The sequence below is a fragment of the Streptomyces daqingensis genome (assembly GCF_014645895.1).
Classification (GTDB): domain Bacteria; phylum Actinomycetota; class Actinomycetes; order Streptomycetales; family Streptomycetaceae; genus Streptomyces; species Streptomyces daqingensis.
Map to the genome: position 1 here is coordinate 1 of NZ_BMMP01000009.1, position 20949 is coordinate 20949.

The following is a 20949-nucleotide window of genomic DNA, read 5'->3' on the forward strand; positions in this document are numbered from 1 at the left end:
TTCGACAGGGGGCAACAGTCATGCCGGGCCCGGAGGCCAACGGCCCCATTGCAGGACCGCGAAAAACATAACGGGGGAGAGAGTTCCTGGGGCTGCACTGGCAGGACATCGATATTGAACGACGAACCCTGACCGTTCGGCGACAGTTCCAGAGCGGTACGTAGATGCTGTACGTCGACACGACCAAGGATCGTCGCCCGAAGACGGTTCCCCTCCCGCCTATGTGCATCGCGCCGCTGAATTGGCAGCGTCTGCGACAGGCGGTGGAGTGGGTAGTCGCTGGAACGAACTGGCCAGACTGCGATGACGTGTTCACTACACGGAGTGGTCGCCCGATCGAACCGCAGAACCCATACCAATCCCTTCGGACGGATACGACAACAGCCGATCTTCCGAGGACCCGGTGACACGACACGTGGCACGGTTGCGCTTCGCTGCTCTTCGCGGTCGGCGTCGCCCCGCGAGGTCGTGATCGAGATCTTGGGGCACTACGAAGTAGTGACTGCCGTCAACCGCTACTGTCAAAGCCCCCGCGATCCGTGATCGCGGGGGCTTTCGGCCTCTTCCGGCACTGTGCCCCCGGCAGGATTCGAACCTGCGACACCCGCTTTAGGAGAGCGGTGCTCTATCCCCTGAGCTACGGAGGCGGGGCTCGTACCGTGGTGGTGGTGCGAGCTCCAGGGCCGCCCGTGAGGGCGACCCTGGACAGGTTAGCTGATGCCTCGGCGTGGTGACGCAAGTGGCTGACGCCGTACCGTCACCGCTGCCGCGCCCCCGCTCGCGCGGAGGCAGCGGCCAGGCGTCGCTCGGCAGGCGGGCCGGTGCCTCAACGCCAGCCGCCCCAGCCACCTGACACCAGTACCGGCGTCGGCGACGCGTCGCCGGGATGCGTCGCGCCCCGTGCCAGGCGACCCCTCACGCCGACAACCCGCGTCATCACCCCTCACCCCGCGCCCAGCAGCTCCGCGAGTTCCTTGACGGCGCCCGCCACTTGGTCGCGGGTGTTCTTGTCCGCGATCAGGCCGGGGAGGTCGCCCGCCGGGAGGTCGAGGTAGCGGTCGGTGCGTTTGGCTGCCTCAGCCGCGTCGTGCACCAGTCCGTTGCCGACGAGGATCGAGACCGCCTTCGGCCACAGTTCGCTGTCCATGAGTTCGCGTACCGTCCGCGGCGCCGGTTCGGGTGCTGCGTTCGGGTCGGGCACCGTCCAGGAGTGCCGGCCGTGGCTCACGGTGAAGGGCTCGCGTCCCGGCAGGTCCACCGTGGCGCGGGTGCCGGCGGGCACCTCGGCGTCGACGGTGAGGTGGCCGTCTGCCCGCGTCCATGCGACCGACGCCTGGCCGTAGGGCGTCTCGTGCCGTGCCGAGGCGTGTGTGAGCCGGCTGTGGGGCCTGGGCCGCACCGTGATCTCCCGGTAGCCGGGGGCCGCGGGGGCGAGCCCGGCCACGACGCGGTGCATCCAGTCGGCGACGGCGCCGAGCGCGTAGTGGTTGAACGACGTCATCTGGCCGGGGTTGATCGACCCGTCGGGCAGCATGCTGTCCCACCGCTCCCAGATCGTGGTCGCGCCCATGCCGACGGGGTACAGCCACGACGGGCAGCCGCGTTCGAGCAGCAGCTTGTAGGCCAGGCCGAGGTGGCCCGCGGCGGTGAGCGCGTCCGTGATCAGGGGGGTGCCGACGAACCCGGTGCTGATGCGGAAGCCGTTGACCCGTACGAGGTCGGCGAGCTGCTCCGCGGCGCGTTCCCGCTGGGACGCTTCGGGCAGGAGCGCCCATTCGAGGGCCAGCGCGTACAGGGCCGGTGCGTCGCTGACGATGCGGCCCGAGGCGGTCACGTACTCGCGGGCGAAGGCTTCCCGGGTGCGTGCGGCGAGCGACGCGTAGTGGTCGGCGTCCGTCTCGCGGCCCAGTACGCGGGCGGTGTCCGCGAGGATCTCGGCGGACCGGGCGAGGTGTGCGGTGGCGACGGCGTCGGGGTCCGCCTTCGCGGCGAACGGGTCGTCGGGCGGGGCGGTGGGGTCGAGCCAGTCGCCGAACTGGAAGCCTCCGGCCCAGATGCCGTCCGTGGTCAGTGAGGCGATCTTCTCGACCCACTTGCGCATGCTGGGGAACTGCCGTGCGAGGAGTGCGGCGTCGCCGTAGCGCTGGTACTGCACCCACGGCACGATCACGGTCGCGTCGCCCCAGGCGGCCGCTGTGGGGCTCTCGTTGCTCACCCTCTCCCGCGGGTGCCGCAGCTCCGGGATCACCCACGGCACCGACCCGTCCGGGTGCTGTTCGGCGGCGAGGTCCGCGAGCCAGGAATCGAGGAAGCCGGCGGTGTCGAAGAGGAAACTCGCGGTGGGGGCGAAGACCTGGATGTCGCCGGTCCAGCCGAGCCGTTCGTCCCGCTGGGGGCAGTCGGTCGGGACGTCGAGGAAGTTGCCGCGCGTGCTCCACACGACGTTCTCGTGGAAGCGTTCCAGGTCCGGTTCGGAGCAGGAGAACCAGCCGGTGCGGCGCAGGTCCGTGCCCACGACGACCGCTTCGACGTCGCCCTCTTCGAGGCCGGGGACGCCGGTGACCTCGGCGTAGCGGAAGCCGTGGAAGGTCAGGCCGGGTTCGAGCAGCGCCTCTTCGGCGTCGGCGAGCACGTAGCTGTCGGTCGCCTTCGCCGTGCGGAGCGGGCGGACGCCCAGTTCGCCGTTCTCCAGTACCTCCGCGTGGCGGACGGTGACCTCGTCGCCCGACGTCGTCTTCCGCACGCGGAGGCGCACCCAGCCGACGAGGTTCTGCCCGAAGTCGACGAGTGTCTTGCCGGACGGCGACCGGAAGACCCTGCCGGCGGGCACCACTTCGGTGACCCGTACGGGTGGGCCCGTGGGTGCGGTCAGGCGGCTGAGGTCCGCGTCGAGGACGTCCACGCCGTCGACGGCCGGCTCGCGTACCCGCAGGTCGGTGCGCTGCCCGTCGTACAGCTCGTTCTCGAGGATGCCGCTCTCACGGGCCGTCCACTGCCCGTTGGTGGCGATGACGTCGCGGGAGCTGTCGTGGTAGGTCACTTCCAGTTGGGCGCACAGGGCCAGCCGGTCGCCGTAGGTCGCCCGCCGGCCTCCGCCCAGGCCGATCCGGCCGCGGTACCAGCCGTTGCCGAGCAGCACCTCGAGCGTGTTCTCGCCTTCGCGCAGCAGGTCCGTGACGTCGTACGTCTGGTAGCGCAGCCGGTTGTGGTAGCTCGTCCACCCGGGGGCGAGTACGTGGTCGCCGACCTGGCTGCCGTTCAGGGTCGCCGTGTAGAGGCCGTGCGCGGTGGCGTAGAGGCGTGCGGAGGCGATGCCGGAGCGGAGGACCGCGGTCCGCGCCACGACGGGTGCCGGCTCTCCGATGCGGCCGATGGCGGCGGGGGTGATGAAGCGGCCCGTCCAGTCGCCGGGTTCGAGCAGGCCCGTCTCGACGGCGGAGGGTGCGCCGAACTCCGTCCAGCGCTCGCCGGAGGCCACCCGTACCCGCACGGACGCCCGCGTGCGTGAGGGGAGCGGCTCGAAGGGCCAGGGGACGAGGACCTGCTCGTCCGATTCGACGCGGACGGTCGTCTCGCCGTTCAGTTCCACTTCGTACGCGGTCTGGCGCCACTCGGGGTCGTCGGTGACGGTCTGCCAGGACAGGCGGGGCGCGGGTGTGCCGATGCCGAGTGGGGAGTCGAGGTGCTCGAAGCGGACAGGGCTGATGGTGGGGGCGTTCGCGTTCATGCCGTGGCACGCTCCGATTCGATCTGCTCGAGTGACTTGCCCGAGGTGTCGGGCATGAAGAAGTAGCCCACGGCGCCGCTGATCACGAGGAAGACCACCAGCAGGCCCGCGACGGGCTCGATCCCCGTGCTCGCCAGTACGGGGACGAAGAAGCTCCAGATGCCCAGCAGCACCCGCGCGGTGCCGAAGGTGAGGCCCTGGGCGGTACCGCGCAGGATGGTCGGGAACAGCTCCTGGCTGAAGACCTTGTACATCGCCTCTCCGGCGAGCGCGGCGCCCACGGCCCAGAAGAGGATGTTGCCGATGATCACCGGGATGGTGAAGGGGAGGACCAGGTAGATCGCGAAGGCCGTGACCTGCATCAGCGCGCCGACGCCCCACATGCGCTTGCGGATCGTGTGGGAGCGGTCGGCGAGCCGCATGAACAGCACCCAGGTCGCCACGATGCCGAGCGCGAAGCCGAGGGCGGTGAGGCCGACGCTGACCGCCTGACTGCCCGCGTCGAGGGACTTGATGATGTACGGGTTGAAGATGCCCTTGGTGCCGGCGGCGAGGTTCCAGAACGCGTAGATGGTCACGGTCCACACCAGCGCCCGCAGGTTCGCGCCCCTGAACAGGTTGCGGAGCTTCTGCTGGACGGGGGCCTGTGAGGCCGCGGCCTCCTTCCACCGCGGGGATTCGGTCAGCCCCTGGCGCAGGGCCCACGTGACCATCGCGACCAGCACGAGGTGCAGGAACACGATGCGGATCCCGAGCATGCCCAGCGGGGCGAGGAAGAAGGCGAGCAGCAGTACGACCAGGGGGCCCGCGTTCCAGGCGAGGTGGGTGAAGCCCAGCAGCTTGCCGCGTGCCTTGGCCGGTGAGAACTCGCCCACGAGGGCGAGGGAGGCGGGCACGTCGGCCCCTACCGCGACGCCCACGATGAACGTGCCGATGAACAGCGTGGGCGAGTTGAACGACAGCGCGATCATCAGCACGCCCGCCGCGTAGACGAGCAGGTCGTACTTGTAGATGCGCTTGCGGCCCAGCTTGTCGCCCAGGCGGCCGCCGATGAAAGCGCCCAGTGCGCACCCGAGGGCGTTCGGGCCGATCGCGGCGAGCGCGCCGACGGCCCCGCTGCTGAGGCCGAGTTCGGACTGGAAGAGGGACAGCCCCGCGCTGAGCGCGACGATGGAGCCGGCGTCGATGTACGAGGCCATTCCGGCCAGGATCGCCCACTTCCACTGCTGCCGGCTGATCGTCCCGCCGTCGTCGGCTGGACCTGTGCCGACCGCTTCCGTAGATGCCATGCCGGACTCCTATGTCCTCATTGCTGCCAGGCATTGAAACGTATTAAGCGGGCACCGTAGTTGCCTCATGGATGGGTGACAACACCTGGAACGAGGTTCGTGTGAACGTTTTATGAGCTGGTCGCGGCGCCATGTGATGCCGCGGCTGCTTCCCGGCGGGCCGTCACCCGCCGCCCGCACACGCGGTGAGCAGCGCGGTCGCCCGCCTGCGGTCGGCGCGCCCGCGTGGCGGCGGGGACCCGCGGCCCGGCACGGCGGCGGCGGGCCTGACGTAGCACATCACGGCTGGCCAGAGGGGGAAAGGGGTCGGTCCGCACCGGACGCGCCGTCCGCCGGCAGTGCGGTGGACGGGGGGCCGTCCCGTCCCCCGTGATACGCGTCCCCGACCGGTGTGAAACGTATTTCTCGACGCGGGAGTATGGTGCGAGGTGAGAGCGGTGGGAACACACCGGTGGCAGCCGTCGGAGGCGGGGGCACCTTCATGGTCAGCATCAAGGACGTCGCGCGCCGGGCCGGCGTGTCCATCGGCACCGTGTCGAACGCGCTGAACAGGCCGGACCGGGTCTCCCCCGACACGCGGGCTCGCGTCATGTCGGCCGTCGACGAACTCGGCTACGTGCGCAGCGAGTCCGCCCGCCAGCTCCGCGCCGGGCAGAGCCGCATCATGGCGCTGCTCGTGCTCGACATGGGCAACCCGTTCTTCGTGGACGTCGCGCGGGGAGCCGAGCAGGCGGCCCGCGCCGAAGGTCTCGGCGTCATGCTCTGCAACAGCGATCAGGACGAGACGGCCGAGGCGCTGTACCTCTCCCTGTTCGCGGAGCAGCGCGTGCGCGGCGTGCTCATCACGCCCGCGGACCTCACCGGCAAGACGATGCGATCGTTCCAGCGGCACGGCACGCCCTACGTCTTCGTGGACAGGGTGGTGGCCGCGGACGAGGCGTGCTCCGTGTCGGTCGACGACGTCGCCGGCGGCGAGCTGGCCGTTCGGCATCTGATCGACGGGGGCCACACCTCGATCGCCTACGTCACCGGGCCGCTGCACCTCGCGCAGTGCCAGGACCGGATGACGGGTGCGCTGAAGGCCCTCGGCGACGCCGGGCTCCAGCCCGAGGGGCTGACGGTGCTGGAGAACCGCGCGGACGACGTGGCGTCGGGGCGCGACGCCGGCTCGCGCTTCCTTGGCCTGCACTCCCGTCCCACCGCGATCTTCTGCTCCAACGACCTGCTCGCTCTCGGGGTGCTGCAGACGCTGTTCGCGGCGGGCGTGCGGCTGCCCGAGGACGTCTCGATCGTCGGCTACGACGACATCGAGTTCGCCGCGGCCGCCGCGGTCCCCCTCACGTCGGTGCGGCAGCCCGCGGTACGGATGGGGCGGACGGCGGCCGAGCTGCTGATCGACGAGACCAGCGGCAACCCGGAGCACGTGCATCAGAGCATCACGTTCCAGCCCGAACTCGTCGTGCGGCGCTCCACTTTCCCCCGTCGGCGGTGACCGGCCGCCCGCCCGGGCGCGTCGGCGGAGTGCGCCGTCAGGTCCTGGTGCGGAGGTGCTGAGCGGCACGTGCCCACTCCTGCGGGCTGCCGTGGTCGCCGGACGGTTCGTACGTCCGCAGCGGCAGGGCGCCGCGCAGCACCCTCCTGACGTCGCCGATGTCGCCCCGGAGCGTGCCGTGCGCCCGTGCCTGCACCACGACGTTGCCGAGCGCCGAGGCCTCGGCCGGGCCCGCGGTCACGGGCAACCGGCAGGCGTCGGCGGTGAGTTGGCACAGCAGCGCGTTGTGCACCCCGCCCCCTACGACGTGCACGGCGTCGACCTCGCGGGCGGCCAGCCGCTGCGCGTCCTCGACGGCCAACCGGTGTGCCAGGGCGAGCGAGTCCAACACGCACCGTGCGTACCCGGCCGGGTCCTCCGGGACGGGGCGGCCGGTGCGGCGGCAGGCGTCGGCGATGCGCCGGGGCATGTCGCCGGGTGCGAGGAACCGGGGATCGCCCGCGTCGATCACCGACCGCAGGGGCGGGGCGGCCGCGGCGTCGCGGAGCAGCGTCTCCAGGTCCTGTGGCCGCCCCTGCGACTCCCAGGTCCGCAGGCACTCCTGGAGCAGCCACAGGCCCATGATGTTGCGCAGGTAGCGGACGGTGCCGTCGACGCCGAGCTCGTTGGTGAAGTTCGCCTGCCTGCTCTCGTCCGACAGCACCGGCGAGGTCAGTTCGAGGCCGGCCAGCGACCAGGTGCCGGTGGCGATGTAGGCGAAACGGCCGGTCGCGGCCGGCACGGCGGCGACCGCGGAGGCGGTGTCGTGGGAGGCGACGGCGGTGACGGGCACCGGTCCCGTCAGGCCCGTCTCCTCCAGCACTTCGGGCAGCAGCTCGCCGGCGGGGTCGCCCGGCTGCCGCAGCGGAGGGAAGAGCGACAGCTCGATGTCTGCGGCCTCGGCGACAGCCGGTGAGAAGTCCCGGGTGCGCGGGTCGACGAGCTGGGTGGTGGAGGCGTTGGTCAGCTCGGTGCCGCGTACGCCCGTCAGCCAGTACGAGAGCAGGTCGGGTATGAGCAGCAGCTGCTGTGCGGCGGCGAGTTGGGGTGTGCCGCGGGCGGCGGCGAGCTGGTAGAGGGTGTTGAAGGGGAGGTGCTGCAGGCCGGTGTGCGCGTACAGCTCCTCGGGCGTGATCCGTTCCGAGACGCGGGCCGCCATGCCGTCCGTGCGGGCATCCCTGTAGTGGACGGGGTTGCCCAGCAGCGCGCCGTGCGCGTCGAGGAGGCCGTAGTCGACGGCCCAGGAGTCGACGCCGGCCGAGTCGACGGGGCTGGCGGCGCGGAGCCCGTCGAGGACGCCCTGGTAGAGGGCGAGCACGTCCCAGTGCAGTGTTCCGCCCGTACGCACCGGCCTGTTGGGAAAGCGGTGGACCTCCCGCAGCTCCACGGTTCCCGGCCCGACGTGGCCGGTCATGACGCGGCCGCTGGACGCACCGAGGTCGACGGCCGCGTACGAGCCGGTCGCGGGGGACGCTGCGGGTGCGGGCGGTGGCACGGTGGCGGACCTCGGATCGTCGGGAGCGGGGATCAGCGCAGGAAGGCGGCGGCCACACCCGCGTCGACGGGAACGTGCATCCCCGTGGTGTGGCTGAGGTCGCCGCCGGTCAGGGCGAAGACGGCGTTGGCGACGTGCTCGGGCAGCACTTCGCGCTTGAGGAGGGTGCGCTGGGCGTAGAACTCGCCGAGCCGCTCCTCGGGTACGCCGTAGACGGCCGCCCGCTGGGCGCCCCAGCCGCCCGCGAAGATGCCGGAGCCGCGTACGACGCCGTCGGGGTTGATGCCGTTGACGCGGATTCCGTCCTGACCCAACTCTGCTGCGAGAAGGCGCACTTGGTGTGCCTGGTCTGCTTTCGCGGCACCGTAGGCGATGTTGTCCGGACCGGCGAAGACGCCGTTCTTGGAGGAGATGTAGACGATGTCGCCTCCCATGCCCTGCGCGCGCATCATGCGGGCCGCCTCGCGCGAGGTCAGGAAGGAGCCGCGCGGCATGATGCCGTGCTGCAGGTCCCAGTCGTCCGCCGTGGTCTCCAGCAGCGGTTTCGACAGGGAGACGCCGGCGTTGTTGACCACGAGGTCCACGCCGCCGAAGGCCAGCGCCGCCTCACGGAACGCCGCGGCGATCTGCTCCTGCGAGGTGACGTCGACCGTGACGGCGACGGCCTTGTCGGGCCCGCCCAGTCCGGCGGCGGTCTCGGCCGCGCTGTCCGCCGCCCGGTCGGCCACGACGACGCAGGCGCCCTCGGCCACCAGCCTCCGCGCCACGGCCCGTCCGATGCCCGAACCGGCGCCCGTCACCAGCGCCACTCGCGTCGCCAGCGGCTTCGGGGCGGGCATGCGGCGCAGTTTGGCCTCCTCCAGCTCCCAGTACTCGATGCGGAACTTCTCCGACTCCTCGATGGGCGCGTAGGACGAGACGGCTTCGGCGCCGCGCATCACGTTCACGGCGTTGACGTAGAACTCGCCCGCCACCCTCGCTGTCTGCTTGTCCTTGCCGAACGTGAACATGCCCACGCCCGGCACCAGCACGACGGCGGGGTCGGCGCCCCGCATGGCGGGAGAGCCGGGCACGGCGTGCCGCTCGTAGTACTCCCGGTACTCGGCGCGGTAGGCCTCGTGCAGTTCGCGCAGGCGGTCCACGGCCTCGTCGAGCGGGGCCCGCGCGGGCAGGTCGAGGACGAGCGGGCGCACCTTCGTACGCAGGAAGTGGTCCGGGCAGGACGTGCCGAGCGCGGCGAGCCGCGGGTGCTCCTCGCGGGAGAGGAAGTCCAGCACCGCCTCGGAGTCCGTGAAGTGGCCGACCTGCGGGTTGTCGGTGGAGGCCAGGCCGCGTACGAACGGCGCCAGCGCCGCGGCCCGTTCACGTCGCTCCGCCTCGGGAAGAGGTTCGCATCCCTCGCGTACGGGCCCGAACGGCTCGGCGCGGCCGTGCTGTTCGAGGAAGCTCTCGGCGGTGCGGATGATGTGCAGCGAGTTCCGCTCGCACTCCTCGCTCGTCGCGCCCCACGCGGTGATGCCGTGCCCGCCGAGGACGCAGCCGACCGCCTGCGGGTGGGCCTCCTGCACGGCGGCGATGTCCAGGCCGAGCTGGAAGCCGGGGCGCCGCCACGGGACCCACACCACGCTGTCGCCGAAGCATTCCCGGGTGAGCCGCTCCCCGTCGGCCGCGCAGGCCAGGGCGATTCCGGAGTCGGGGTGCAGATGGTCCACGTGCGCGGCCTCGACCAGGCCGTGCATGGCGGTGTCGATCGAGGGAGCGGCGCCGCCCCTGCCGTGCAGGCAGTAGTCGAAGGCGTCGACCATCTCGTCCTCGCGCTCCACCCCCGGGTAGACGGCCTTGAGCGCGCGCAGCCGGTCGAGGCGCAGGGCGGCGAGGCCGCCCGCGGTGAGGGTGCCGAGGTCGCCGCCGGAGCCCTTCACCCACAGCAGTTCGGTGTCCGAGCCGGTGACGGGGTCGGGGGCGGTGCCCTTCGCGGAGGTGTTGCCGCCCGCGTAGTTGGTGTTGCGGGGGTCGGCGCCGAGCCGGTGCGAGCGGGCGAGGAGGGCGTCGACGGTCCGGGAGTGCTGTGCGGTCATGCGGATTACGCCCCCCAGCCGGCCTGCCGGCCGCCCTTGCGTTCGCCGGTGATCTTCTCCGCCCAGCCGGAGCGGTGGTACGCCGCGACGGGGTCGGGGCCGAGGCCCCGCTCCTGGCGGATCCGGGCGAGCAGAGGCCGCACGTCGGTGTTGTAGGCGTCCATCAGCACGGCGTTCGCCCCGAGCACGTCCCCGGAGCGCTGCGCGACGGCGAGCGTCTCACGGTCCACGAGGAGGGCTTTGGCGGTGGCTTCCTGGACGTTCATGACCGAGCGGATGATGGCGGGGATCTTCGGCTCGATGTTGTGGCACTGGTCGAGCATGAAGGCGATGCCCGCGTCCTCCTCCAGGGCTCCTCCGCGCACCACCTCGTACATGATGCGGAAGAGCTGGAAGGGGTCGGCCGAGCCGACCATCAGGTCGTCGTCGGCGTAGAAGCGCGAGTTGAAGTCGAATCCGCCGAGCTTCCCCTCGCGCAGCAGCAGCGCGACGATGAACTCGATGTTGGTGCCCGGCGCGTGGTGGCCGGTGTCCACGACGACCTGCGCCTTCGGGCCGAGGCGCAGGCAGTGGGCGTAGGCGGTGCCCCAGTCGGGGACGTCGGTGGTGTAGAAGGCGGGCTCGAAGAACTTGTACTCCAGAAGCATCCGCTGACCTTCGCCGAGGCGGTCGTACACCGCTGTCAGCGACTCGGCCAGCCGGTCCTGGCGCGCGCGGATGTCGTCCTGGCCCGGGTAGTTGGTGCCGTCGGCGAACCACAGCTTCAGGTCGCGTGAGCCGGTCGCGTCCATGATGTCGACGCACTCCAACAAGTGGTCCAGCGCCTTGCGGCGGACCGCGGCGTCCGGGTGCGTGACGGATCCGAGCTTGTAGTCGTCGTCCTGGAAGACGTTGGCGTTGATCGTGCCCAGGCGCAGGCCCCGGTCCTTCGCGTGGGCGGCCAGCGCGCCGTAGTCGTCCACCTTGTCCCAGGGGATGTGCAGCGCGACGCTCGGCGCGACCCCGGTGTGCTCGTGGACGCGTGCGGCGTCGTCGAGCTTCTCCTCGGGGGTGCGGGGAACGCCCGGCTGTGCGAACACCTTGAACCGGGTGCCCGAGTTGCCGTAGGCCCACGAGGGCGTCTCGATCCGCTGGGACTGGAGGGCGGCCTCGACGGCCGTCAGGTCGGGGTCTGACATACGTCTCCTCTGCGCGGAGCGATGCCCGGGCCCGTGAGGGCCGACCGGGGCACATGCAAAACGATTCAATACGCGATGCCGGAAACGTAGGGCCAGTCCTCCGCGGCCGTCAAGGCTTGCGGCGCCGGGGCCGACGACCTGCCTGTAGTACGGCCACTTGAGGCCCATTGTCCGGCCTCCGGCTTCCCTGGCCCTGGTGGATTGAAACAATTCATTGTGTCCGTGGCCGTGCGGTGCCGGTGAGCTGCCTCCAGAAGGCGTGTGAAGCCGCGGGGGAGGGGCGGCCAGCGGACGACGGGCAGCCCTCCGCGGCGGGGCCCCGGGCCGTGCCCGTCTCGCGCCGCGTACGGCCCGGGGGTCTGCCGGCGAGGCCTGTACGGTCGGGGCGTCGCGCCACCGCCCGTCCGGCGGGCGGCGCGTTCGCACGGCGTCGGCAGGAGAGCGGGAGAGATGAGCGCACGTTTCGAGGAGATCGACTGGCGTGCGACGCCGATGGGGGAGATCAGCCTGCGGCGCCGGCGGCTGCCGGGCTCGGACGTGGAGGTCCACGAGGTCAAGCTGGGCGACGAGTTCCTCATGTCGAGCCTGTTCACGGCCGGTGAGGTGGCGCTCGCGGAGCTTGGCCTGGCGGCGCACCCCGGCGCGGGCGGGCTGGACGTCGTGGTGGGCGGACTGGGCCTCGGCTACACGGCGGAGGCCGTGCTGCGGGAGGAGCGGGTGGCCTCGCTGACGGTGATCGAGGGCCTGGAGACGGTGATCGACTGGCACGAGCGTCAACTCGTGCCGCTGGGCGAGCGGTTGACGTCCGACCCGCGCTGCCGGCTGGTGCACGGCGACTTCTTCGCCCTGGCCGCCGGCGCCGAAGGGCTGGACCCCGGGCAGCCGGGCCGCCGCTTCGACGCGGTGCTCGTCGACATCGACCACTCGCCCGACCATGTGCTGGCCGAGGGCCACTCGTCGTTCTACGGTCCTGCCGGACTGCGGGCGCTGGCCGGGCAGTTGAAGCCGGAGGGCGTGTTCGCACTGTGGTCCGACGATCCGCCGGACGATGCGTTCGCCGCCTCGCTGCGGGAGGTGTTCGCCGAAGCGGCCGGGCATGTCGTGACGTTCGCCAATCCGCTGACCGGCGGCACCGCCACGAACACCGTCTACGTGGCGCGCGGTGGTGACGGGGCGGGCCGGCCGTAGGGGTGTCTCCTCCCGGATGGGGAGGGCCGCGGGCTGCCAGCGGTCACAGTGGTGCGGAACTTCCGGCCCCGCGCGGGGGATTCCCGAAACGGTGAGGACGGCCGCAGAGCCCTGGCCGTCGTCTCTCAGCCGCCCCGTCCGTCGTCCGCGTCCGGCTCCCCGCCGCTGCCGCGGAAGGTGCGCAGCAGCCGTTCCGCCGCCAGCGACGCCGGCAACTCGCCGTCCCTGACCCGCTGTTCGAGGACGGGGGCGAGCTTCCGCACCTCGGGGTCGTCGCGGAGGCTCGCGAGGAGCTGCTCGCGGACCATGGACCAGACCCACTCGACCTGCTGCTCGCGTCGCTTCCGTGTCAACTCGCCGTCGGAGTTCAGGAGTTCGCGATGCGCCCGGAGGCGTTCCCAGACGGTGTCGAGGCCGGTGCCCTCCCGGGCGCTGCAGGTGAGGACGGGCGGCCGCCAGGCGGCGTCCGGCCCCTGGAGCATCCGCAGGGCGCCGGAGAGCTCGCGGGCGGCGGAGCGGGCGTCGCGTTCGTGCGGCCCGTCGGCCTTGTTGACGGCGACGACGTCGGCGAGTTCCAGCACGCCCTTCTTGATGCCCTGCAGCTGGTCTCCGGTGCGGGCGAGGGTGAGCAGCAGGAACGAGTCGACCATGTTGGCCACGGCCGTCTCCGACTGGCCCACGCCGACGGTCTCCACGAGCACCACGTCGTACCCGGCCGCCTCCATGACGATCATCGTCTCGCGGGTGGCGCGGGCGACTCCGCCGAGCGTCCCCGAGGTGGGGGAGGGCCGCACGAACGCCGCCGGGTCGACGGCGAGCCGCGCCATGCGGGTCTTGTCGCCGAGGATGGAGCCGCCGGTGCGGCTGGAGGACGGGTCGACGGCGAGGACGGCGACGCGGTGGCCGAGCCCGGTCAGCATGCTGCCCAGCGCGTCGATGAACGTGGACTTGCCGACGCCGGGCACGCCGCTGATGCCGACCCGCACGGCGCCCCCGGCGTGGGGCAGCAGCCGGGTCAGCAGCTGCTGGGCGAGTTCCCGGTGGGCGGCCTTACCGGACTCCACGAGCGTGATCGCGCGGGCGATGTGTGCTCGGGAGCCGGCGAGGACGCCGTCGGCGTAGCCGTCGATGTCGATCGCGGGTGCTTTCGGTGCCATGGGCCGCACTGGATCACAGCTCGTGGCCGAGCGCGCCGGCCAGGCTCTGGAGCAGGCCGTGCGCCGCGTCCGGAATCACGGTGCCGGGCGGGAAGACGGCCGCGGCGCCCATCTCCTTCAGCGCCTCGACGTCCTGCGGCGGGATCACGCCGCCGACGACGATCATGACGTCTTCCCGGCCGGCCTCGGCCAGCTCCTCCCGCAGCGCCGGCACGAGCGTGAGGTGCCCGGCGGCCAGCGAGGAGACGCCGACGATGTGCACGTCGGCCTCCACCGCCTGCCGCGCCACCTCCGCGGGCGTCTGGAACAGCGCGCCGACGTCGACGTCGAAGCCCAGGTCTGCGAAGGCCGTCGCGATGACCTTCTGCCCGCGGTCGTGGCCGTCCTGGCCCATCTTGGCGACGAGGATGCGCGGGCGCCGCCCCTCGGCCTCCTCGAACGCCTCCACGAGGGCACGCGTGCGCTCCACACCCGGTGAGGTCCCTGCTTCGTCGCGGTACACGCCGGAGATCGTACGGATCTGCCCCGCGTGGCGCCCGTACTCCTTCTCCAGGGCGTCGGAGATCTCGCCGACGGTGGCCTTCGCACGGGCCGCGTCCACCGCGAGCGCCAGGAGGTTGCCCTCCAGCCCGCCGCCGGAGCGGTGCCCCTCGGCCGCCGCCGCGGTCAGGGCGCGCAGCGCGTCCTGGCAGGCGTCCTCGTCGCGTTCCTCGCGCAGCCGGCGGAGCTTGTCGATCTGCTGGGCGCGGACCGCGGAGTTGTCGACCTTGAGGACGTCGATCTTCTCGTCGCTGTCGACGCGGTACTTGTTGACGCCGATCAGCGCCTGCCGTCCGGAGTCGATCCGCGCCTGAGTGCGGGCGGCGGCCTCCTCGACGCGGAGCTTGGGGATGCCGGCGTCGATGGCCTTCGCCATGCCCCCGGCCGCCTCCACCTCCTCGATGTGCTGCCACGCCCGGCGGGCCAGGTCGTGCGTGAGGCGTTCGACGTACGCGCTGCCGCCCCACGGGTCGATGACGCGTCCGGTGCCCGACTCCTGCTGCAGCAGCAGCTGCGTGTTGCGGGCGATGCGCGCGGAGAAGTCCGTCGGGAGGGCGAGGGCCTCGTCGAGGGCGTTGGTGTGCAGCGACTGCGTGTGGCCCTGGGTGGCGGCCATCGCCTCGACGCAGGTGCGGGCCACGTTGTTGTAGACGTCCTGCGCGGTGAGCGACCAGCCGGAGGTCTGGCAATGGGTGCGCAGCGACAGCGACTTGGGGTTCCGCGGTCCGAACTTCTTCACCAGCCTGGCCCACAGCAGCCTGCCCGCACGCAGCTTCGCGATCTCCATGAAGAAGTTCATGCCGATCGCCCAGAAGAACGACAGGCGCGGCGCGAAGGCGTCGACGTCCAGCCCGGCGTCGAGGCCCGCGCGCAGGTACTCGACACCGTCGGCGAGGGTGTAGGCGAGCTCCAGGTCGGCTGTCGCGCCCGCCTCCTGGATGTGGTAGCCGGAGATCGAGATGGAGTTGTAGCGCGGCATCCGCTGCGAGGTGAACGCGAAGATGTCGGAGATGATCCGCATCGAGGGCTGCGGCGGATAGATGTAGGTGTTGCGGACCATGAACTCCTTGAGGATGTCGTTCTGGATGGTCCCGGCCAGCTTCTCGGGCGGTACGCCCTGCTCCTCGGCGGCGACGATGTACAGCGCGAGGACGGGCAGCACGGCGCCGTTCATCGTCATCGACACGCTCATCTTCTCCAGCGGGATGCCGTCGAAGAGCTGACGCATGTCGTAGATGGAGTCGATCGCGACGCCCGCCATGCCGACGTCACCGGTCACGCGCGGATGGTCGCTGTCGTAACCCCGGTGCGTGGGCAGGTCGAACGCGACGGACAGGCCCTTCTGCCCCGCCGCGAGGTTGCGCCGGTAGAAGGCGTTCGACTCCTCCGCCGTGGAGAACCCCGCGTACTGGCGGATGGTCCACGGCTGGTTGACGTACATCGTGGGGTACGGGCCCCGCAGGTACGGCGCGATGCCGGGGTACGTCTCCAGGAAGTCCAGCCCCGCGACGTCCCCTTCGGTGTACAGCGGCTTGACGGCGATGCCCTCGGGGGTCTCCCACACGAGGTCGCTCTCGCTCTTGCCGGTGCTCTCCTGCACGGCCGACTGCCATGCCCCATAGGCCTGTTCACCGTTCCCGGAGGCTGCCGGCGCACCCCCGTCCGGCCCGTCGAGGGCGATCCCGGAGAAGTCGGGGACGGCGTCCCCCGCACCAGGCTGCTGTGCCGCGCCCTGCATCAGGCCACTCCCAATCGGTCGAGGACGGAGGAGAGGAGGGCGACGGCGTCGCCGCCCGAGTAGACGAACTCGCCGACGCCGGCCCGCAGATACGCCTCGCGTTCCGCCCCGGACGGCCGCCCCGCGAGCAGCACCGGGTCCGCGCCCGCCGCGACCAGCGCGGCGGCGACACCCTCGGCCTGCTCGGCGTACAGCTTGTCGCTGGAGCACACGCACGCGGCCTTCGCCCCGCTGTCCGTGAACGCCTCCGCCACGTCGGCCTCGCCGACCGTCTCGGGCTCGTGGACGGGCTCGATGCCGCCCGCCTGCAGGAGGTTGGCGGCGAACCCGACGCGTGCCGTGTGCGCCGCGGCCGGGCCGAGCGCCGCGATGAAGACGCGGGGACGGGCGCCGGTGGCGGCGAGGTGGGCGTCAGAGCGGGCACGCAGCTCCTCGAAGGCCTCGTCGCGGCGTACCTTCGGAAGCCCCCCGCCGGGCTCGGGCGGCGCCGGGGCGCGTTGGACGGGCTCCTCGGCGAGATGGGGGAACTCGCTGACGCCGGTGACCGGTTCACGGCGGTGCGCCAGATCGGCGCTGCGCCGCTCCCACGACTGAGCGAGCCGTTCCGCGACCAGACCGGACCGCCAAGCCGCCGCCTGGCCGCCCGCGTTCTCGATCTCCTGGAAGAACTCCCATGCCTTGCGGGCGAGTTCGTCCGTCAGCCGCTCCACGTACCAGGAGCCGCCCGCGGGATCGATCACCTGCGCCAGGTGCGATTCCTCCAGCAGGATCGAGGAGGTGTTGCGCGCGATGCGGCGCGCGAAGGCGTCGGGCAGGCCGAGCGCCGAGTCGAAGGGCAGGACGGTCACCGCGTCGGCCCCGCCGACGCCCGCGGCCAGGCACGCGACGGTCGTGCGCAGCATGTTCACCCACGGGTCCCGGCGGGCCATCATCACCCTCGACGTGACGGCGTGCTGCCGCTGCGCCGCGCCGGCCGGGCCGACGGAGCAGACTTGGGCGACGCGGGCCCACAGGCGCCGCGCGGCGCGCAGCTTGGCGGTGGTCAGGAACTGGTCCGCGGTGGCCGCGTACCGGAACTCCAGCTGCGCGCATGCCGCTTCGGCCGTGAGGCCCGCGGCGGTCAGTTCACGGAGGTAGGCGACGCCGGTGGCGAGCGAGGCGCCCAGCTCCTGAGCGGCGGAGCCGCCCGCCTCGTGGTACGGCAGAGCGTCGACGGTGAGGGCCCGCAGCCCCGGATAGCCGCCGTGGCAGGTCTCGGCGAGGCGGGCGGCGCTCGCGCACTGCCCGTCGAGGTCCGACGCGTCGCCGGTACGGGCGAGCAGGCCCAGCGGATCGGCGCCGAGGTTGCCGAGCGCGGCGCGGGGCGGGACGGAACGCGTCTCGTAGAGCCGCAGCAACTCCCGTGCGGCGGCGTCGAATTCGGCCCCCGCGTCGAGATGGACCGGGGCGAGGTCGAGGTGGACGCCGTCCAGGGCGTCCGGCAGCCGCTCGACGGGGACGCCCGCGGCGCCGGCCGAGACCCACAGCGACGTCACGCCGTTCTCGAGGTCGGCGAGCATCTCCTCGTTGCAGCGCGCCGCGTCGGGCTGCCGGTGGAGCTGACGTACGTCCCAGCCCGTGAGGGCGTTGCCTTCCGGCTTGCCGCCGCGCACGAACGGAGGCGCGCCCGGGCAGCCGGCGTCACCGGCGAAGTCGGAGGACGTGTACAGCGGGCGGACCGTGAGCCCGTCCTCCAGCTCGGTGGCGAGGACGTCCTCGACCGCCGGTCCGGAGGCTTCCGCGGCACCCGTCTTGCGCAGCACGCCTTCCACGAGGCGCCGCCAGTCGTCGCGGCTCGCGTCGGGGAACTCGGCGGCGAGGGAGAACTCGTCGTCAGGCAGGACCGTCATGGCGCAAGGCTAGGCGAGCGCCCGCTCAGCCGGGAGCGGGAACGGATGTGACCTTGGACGCTCGGATGTGAAGCCGGACGTCCGAAGCCGCTCCCCGGGCCGCCCGCGCGGGGCCGAGCGCGTGCCGACGCCGCGCCGCCGTGCGGTGGCTGACGGAGCGACTGGGCGGACACCGTGCGGGCGGCGCACGAGGCGGGCCGCCCCCGGACAGGCGCCCGAGGATCCCCCGGACGGGCCGCCGCCGGGCCGTGCCTCAGAGATTCGGGTCCGGCCATCCGAAGGACGCCTGCGTCCTGGGAGGCAGCGGGCCGGCGCCCACGCCCTGCAGGTCGCGGTCGGCCACCCGCATCAACTGCCGCCCCAGTTCGGCCATCGCCCGGCTCGCCGCCAGTTCGTCGCCGATCTCGGGGATGTCGACGTCCTCGGGGTTGCAGCGCGCGACACCGCGGCCGGTGATCGTCGACTCGCCGGTGTCCAGCACCGCACGCGCCGTGGTGGTGCCCTCCTCCTCGAAGATGAATATCCGTACGTTCCACTCCCGCGTGGTGGCCATGGTGTCCTCCTCGGCTGGTTCCGTTGCCGCGCCGGCTCCCGGGGGCCGGGGACGGCCCGCCCGGGCCGGTCTCCCGGTGCCCCGGCCGGCTGTCTATGCGCCCTGCGGCGCGAGGTATTCGCTTTGGATGCGCTGCCGCACCAGCTCGCTCAGGCTCCGCAGGCGGTCCGATTCCAGGGGCTCCGGCGCCACCGGGCGGGCGATCCTCCGCGCCTCCTGCGGCAGTTCGGCGAGGTCCGCCGCGAACCGGTCCTGCGCCTCCCGCAGCGGGGGCGCCGCAGCGACGCGCTCTCCGTCCCGCATCACGGGGCGCAGCAGCGGACGCGCCCCCGCCGGAGCCGGCTCGTCCGCGAGCGCGAGCGTGTCGGCGAAGCCGTGGCGGCGGAAGACCTGCTTGGCGCCGGGGGCCGTGGTCTTCTTCGCGGACAGCTTCATCACGGGGCGGCCGTCGTAGGCGACCATTTTGTAGGCCGAGTCCAGGTAGGGCGCGTCCGCGGAGACGCCCACCTTCGTGCCGACGGCGAAGACGTCGACAGGGGCGCGCTCCCGCACCAGGCGCTCCACCTTCGTCTCGTCGAGGCCGCCGCTGACGACGATCTGCACCTCCGGCAGCCCGGCGGCGTCCAGGATGCGGCGGGACCGTACGGCCAGCGCGCCCAGGTCGCCGCTGTCCAGCCGGACCGCCGAACCGGCGCCCAGGCCGAGCGACTTGAGGACCCGCGCCGCCGTACGCACGCCTTCCTCAGTGTCGTAGGTGTCGACCAGATAGGTGACAGGGCCGGGGTGTGCGCGGGAGAAGGCGCGGAACGCCGTCTCCTCGGAGCCGAACGCCTCTACGTACGAGTGGGCCATGGTGCCGACGGCGGGCAGCCCCAGCGACGTCGCCGCCGCCACGTTGCTCGTCCCGGCGAAGCCCACCAGCGCCCCGAGCCGGGCGGCGTCGAACCCGGCGCACGGCCCGTGCGTACGGCGCAGGGAGAAGTCCACGACGGGACGGCCGCCGGCGGCGAGAACGCACCGCGCGGACTTCGACGCGATCGCCGTCTGATGGCTGATCAGGTTCAGCACGTACGTCTCGACGAGCTGGGCGACCGGCAGCGGCGCGGTGATCTCCAGCAGCGGCTCGTTCGCGAAGACCAGGCTCCCCTCGGGGACGGCACGCACCTCTCCGCGGAAGGCGATGCCGAGCAGGGGCACGAGGTCGCGGGGCGGACGGCCGAGCGCGGCCGCGAAGGCGTCGATGTCGTCGGGTCCGATCCGGAATCCGGCGAGGTGGTCGAGGACGGGTTCGACCCCGGCGGCGACCAGGAAGCCCCGGTCAGGTGGCAGGTCGCGCACGTAGAGACTGAAGGTGGCGGGACCGGTCATGCCCTCCCGCACGTACGACATCGCCATCGTCAGTTCGTACAGGTCAGTGGTCCTGGCATCGGACATCTCCAGGCACCTCCGGAGAACGGTTCAGCCGTACGGGACGACGGCGAGGGGAGCGCGGGCGTGGTGCATGACGGCGTGCGTGACGGAACCCACGTGCGTACCGATCCGCGAGCGCCGGTTGCGCCGTCCGACGACCAGCATCGACGCCTGTGCGGCTGCCTCCACGAGCAGATGCGCGGGCTGGTCGGTCAGCGCTTCGGCGTGCACCTTGATGTCGGGGTACCGCTCGCTCCAAGGGCGCAGAGCGGCTGTGAGCGCGTCGTTCTGCGCGGCGAGCAGTTCGCCCTGCATCGCGGGAGGAATGGGACTGGGGCGCATGGCGCGGTGGTGGTCGCCCACGCTCCAGGCGTTCAGCACGCGCAGCGGCAGCGAGTGCAGGGCGGCCTCCTGGAAGGCGAAGGCCATCAGCTCGTCACACGGGTGCCGCAGATCGACGCCCAGGACGATCTCGCCCGTCGTCGTCCGCTCCTGCAGGGGAAGCGCGGCGAGCGTCTCCGCCTGATGGTCACCGCTGGAGTGGGCGTCGCCCGCATGCGCCCGCACCAGTACGACGGGGCACGCGCAGTGTGCGACGGTCGGCAGCGCGGCCGATCCGACGATGAAACCCAGCAGGGAACTCAGGCCGCGCGAGCCGAGTACGAGCAGGCCGGTCTCCGCTGACGCGTCGGCGAGTACGTGGGACGGCCGCCCGGCAGCCATCTCGACCTCCACGTTCAGCTCCGGGGCGCGGCGGTTGAGTTCGTCGAGCACCTCGTTGACGAGGTTCTGCGCCCACTCGCGCTCTACCTCGTCGTCGGCGATGGGGGAGTAGGGGTACGCCCCGGCCTCCCGGATGTGGAGCAGTTGCAGCGGCACGCCGCGTGTCAGTGCTTCGCGGGCGGCCCAGTCGACGGCGCTGTGGCTCTCCCGGGTGCCGTCCACCCCGACCGTCACGGACTCGGTCATGATTCTCCCTCCCGCTTCCGTGAGCGCCCGCGGCGCGAGCGTCACGCCTGACTGCCCGAACGGGGCCGGTCCGCCCGTCCGCCCGGACGCCGTCGGTGTACGGACCGCGTCGAACTGCTCGGACTCGGGCCCTCGAGCTGTCCGCGCGACGGCCGTCGATCTGTCGTGGCCGTCGATCCGTCCGCCGTCCGACGCGTCCGGATCGCT

General features: G+C 72.1%; 13 protein-coding genes and 1 tRNA gene. 2 read left to right on the top strand and 12 right to left on the bottom strand.

Translation table 11 applies throughout. The features are described from left to right. Positions 1–574: 574 nt before the first annotated feature. The 3 genes from IEY56_RS14510 to IEY56_RS14520 form a co-directional block, all read right to left on the bottom strand. Positions 575–647, bottom strand: a tRNA-Arg gene (locus IEY56_RS14510). Positions 648–943: 296 nt separating this feature from the next. Continuing rightward, positions 944–3727 (bottom strand): family 78 glycoside hydrolase catalytic domain, encoded by a 2784-nt coding sequence (locus IEY56_RS14515; RefSeq protein WP_189037603.1) that lies wholly within the window; start codon positions 3725–3727, stop codon positions 944–946. Beyond that, positions 3724–5016, bottom strand: coding sequence for an MFS transporter (locus IEY56_RS14520; RefSeq protein WP_189037604.1), 1293 nt, complete (start codon positions 5014–5016; stop codon positions 3724–3726). Before IEY56_RS14520 ends, IEY56_RS14515 begins: the two co-directional genes overlap by 4 nt. Positions 5017–5497: 481 nt before the next feature. On the opposite strand from IEY56_RS14520, the gene IEY56_RS14525 reads away from it, so the two are divergent. After that, positions 5498–6508: a LacI family DNA-binding transcriptional regulator gene (locus IEY56_RS14525; protein ID WP_189037819.1), complete on the top strand. Its 1011-nt coding sequence runs from the start codon at positions 5498–5500 to the stop codon at positions 6506–6508. Between the two features lie 37 nt (positions 6509–6545). Here the strand turns inward: IEY56_RS14525 and IEY56_RS14530 are convergent, their stop codons facing one another. From IEY56_RS14530 to rhaI, 3 genes are all read right to left on the bottom strand, one after another. Next, on the bottom strand, positions 6546–7961 hold the full coding sequence (locus tag IEY56_RS14530) for a rhamnulokinase (RefSeq protein WP_189037820.1): 1416 nt from the start codon (positions 7959–7961) through the stop codon (positions 6546–6548). A 113-nt stretch (positions 7962–8074) separates the two neighbouring features. Next, positions 8075–10120, bottom strand: a complete 2046-nt coding sequence (locus tag IEY56_RS14535) for a bifunctional aldolase/short-chain dehydrogenase (RefSeq protein ID WP_189037605.1) — start codon at positions 10118–10120, stop codon at positions 8075–8077. A gap of 5 nt (positions 10121–10125) precedes the next feature. Next, complete coding sequence (rhaI, locus tag IEY56_RS14540) at positions 10126–11298, bottom strand: L-rhamnose isomerase (protein WP_189037606.1); 1173 nt, start codon at positions 11296–11298, stop codon at positions 10126–10128. A 450-nt stretch (positions 11299–11748) separates the two neighbouring features. Here rhaI and IEY56_RS14545 point away from each other — a divergent pair, with 450 nt between their 5' ends. Next, positions 11749–12486, top strand: coding sequence for a spermidine synthase (locus tag IEY56_RS14545; protein WP_189037607.1), 738 nt, complete (start codon positions 11749–11751; stop codon positions 12484–12486). Between the two features lie 125 nt (positions 12487–12611). Here IEY56_RS14545 and meaB read toward each other — a convergent pair whose 3' ends face one another. The 6 genes from meaB to IEY56_RS14575 form a co-directional block, all read right to left on the bottom strand. Next, positions 12612–13643 carry a methylmalonyl Co-A mutase-associated GTPase MeaB gene (gene meaB, locus IEY56_RS14550; RefSeq protein WP_189037608.1) on the bottom strand — a complete coding sequence of 344 codons (1032 nt, stop codon included), beginning with the start codon at positions 13641–13643 and terminating at the stop codon, positions 12612–12614. Between the two features lie 13 nt (positions 13644–13656). Continuing rightward, complete coding sequence (gene scpA, locus IEY56_RS14555; protein ID WP_189037609.1) at positions 13657–15921, bottom strand: methylmalonyl-CoA mutase; 2265 nt, start codon at positions 15919–15921, stop codon at positions 13657–13659. Continuing rightward, positions 15921–17810, bottom strand: coding sequence for a methylmalonyl-CoA mutase family protein (locus tag IEY56_RS14560; RefSeq protein WP_189037610.1), 1890 nt, complete (start codon positions 17808–17810; stop codon positions 15921–15923). Before IEY56_RS14560 ends, scpA begins: the two co-directional genes overlap by 1 nt. Positions 17811–18063: 253 nt before the next feature. Then, positions 18064–18363 (bottom strand): DUF1876 domain-containing protein, encoded by a 300-nt coding sequence (locus IEY56_RS14565; protein ID WP_189037611.1) that lies wholly within the window; start codon positions 18361–18363, stop codon positions 18064–18066. A gap of 93 nt (positions 18364–18456) precedes the next feature. Continuing rightward, on the bottom strand, positions 18457–19797 hold the full coding sequence (locus IEY56_RS14570) for a nicotinate phosphoribosyltransferase (RefSeq protein WP_189037612.1): 1341 nt from the start codon (positions 19795–19797) through the stop codon (positions 18457–18459). 24 nt (positions 19798–19821) lie between these two features. Next, positions 19822–20742 (bottom strand): universal stress protein, encoded by a 921-nt coding sequence (locus tag IEY56_RS14575; RefSeq protein WP_189037613.1) that lies wholly within the window; start codon positions 20740–20742, stop codon positions 19822–19824. Positions 20743–20949 lie beyond the last annotated feature (207 nt).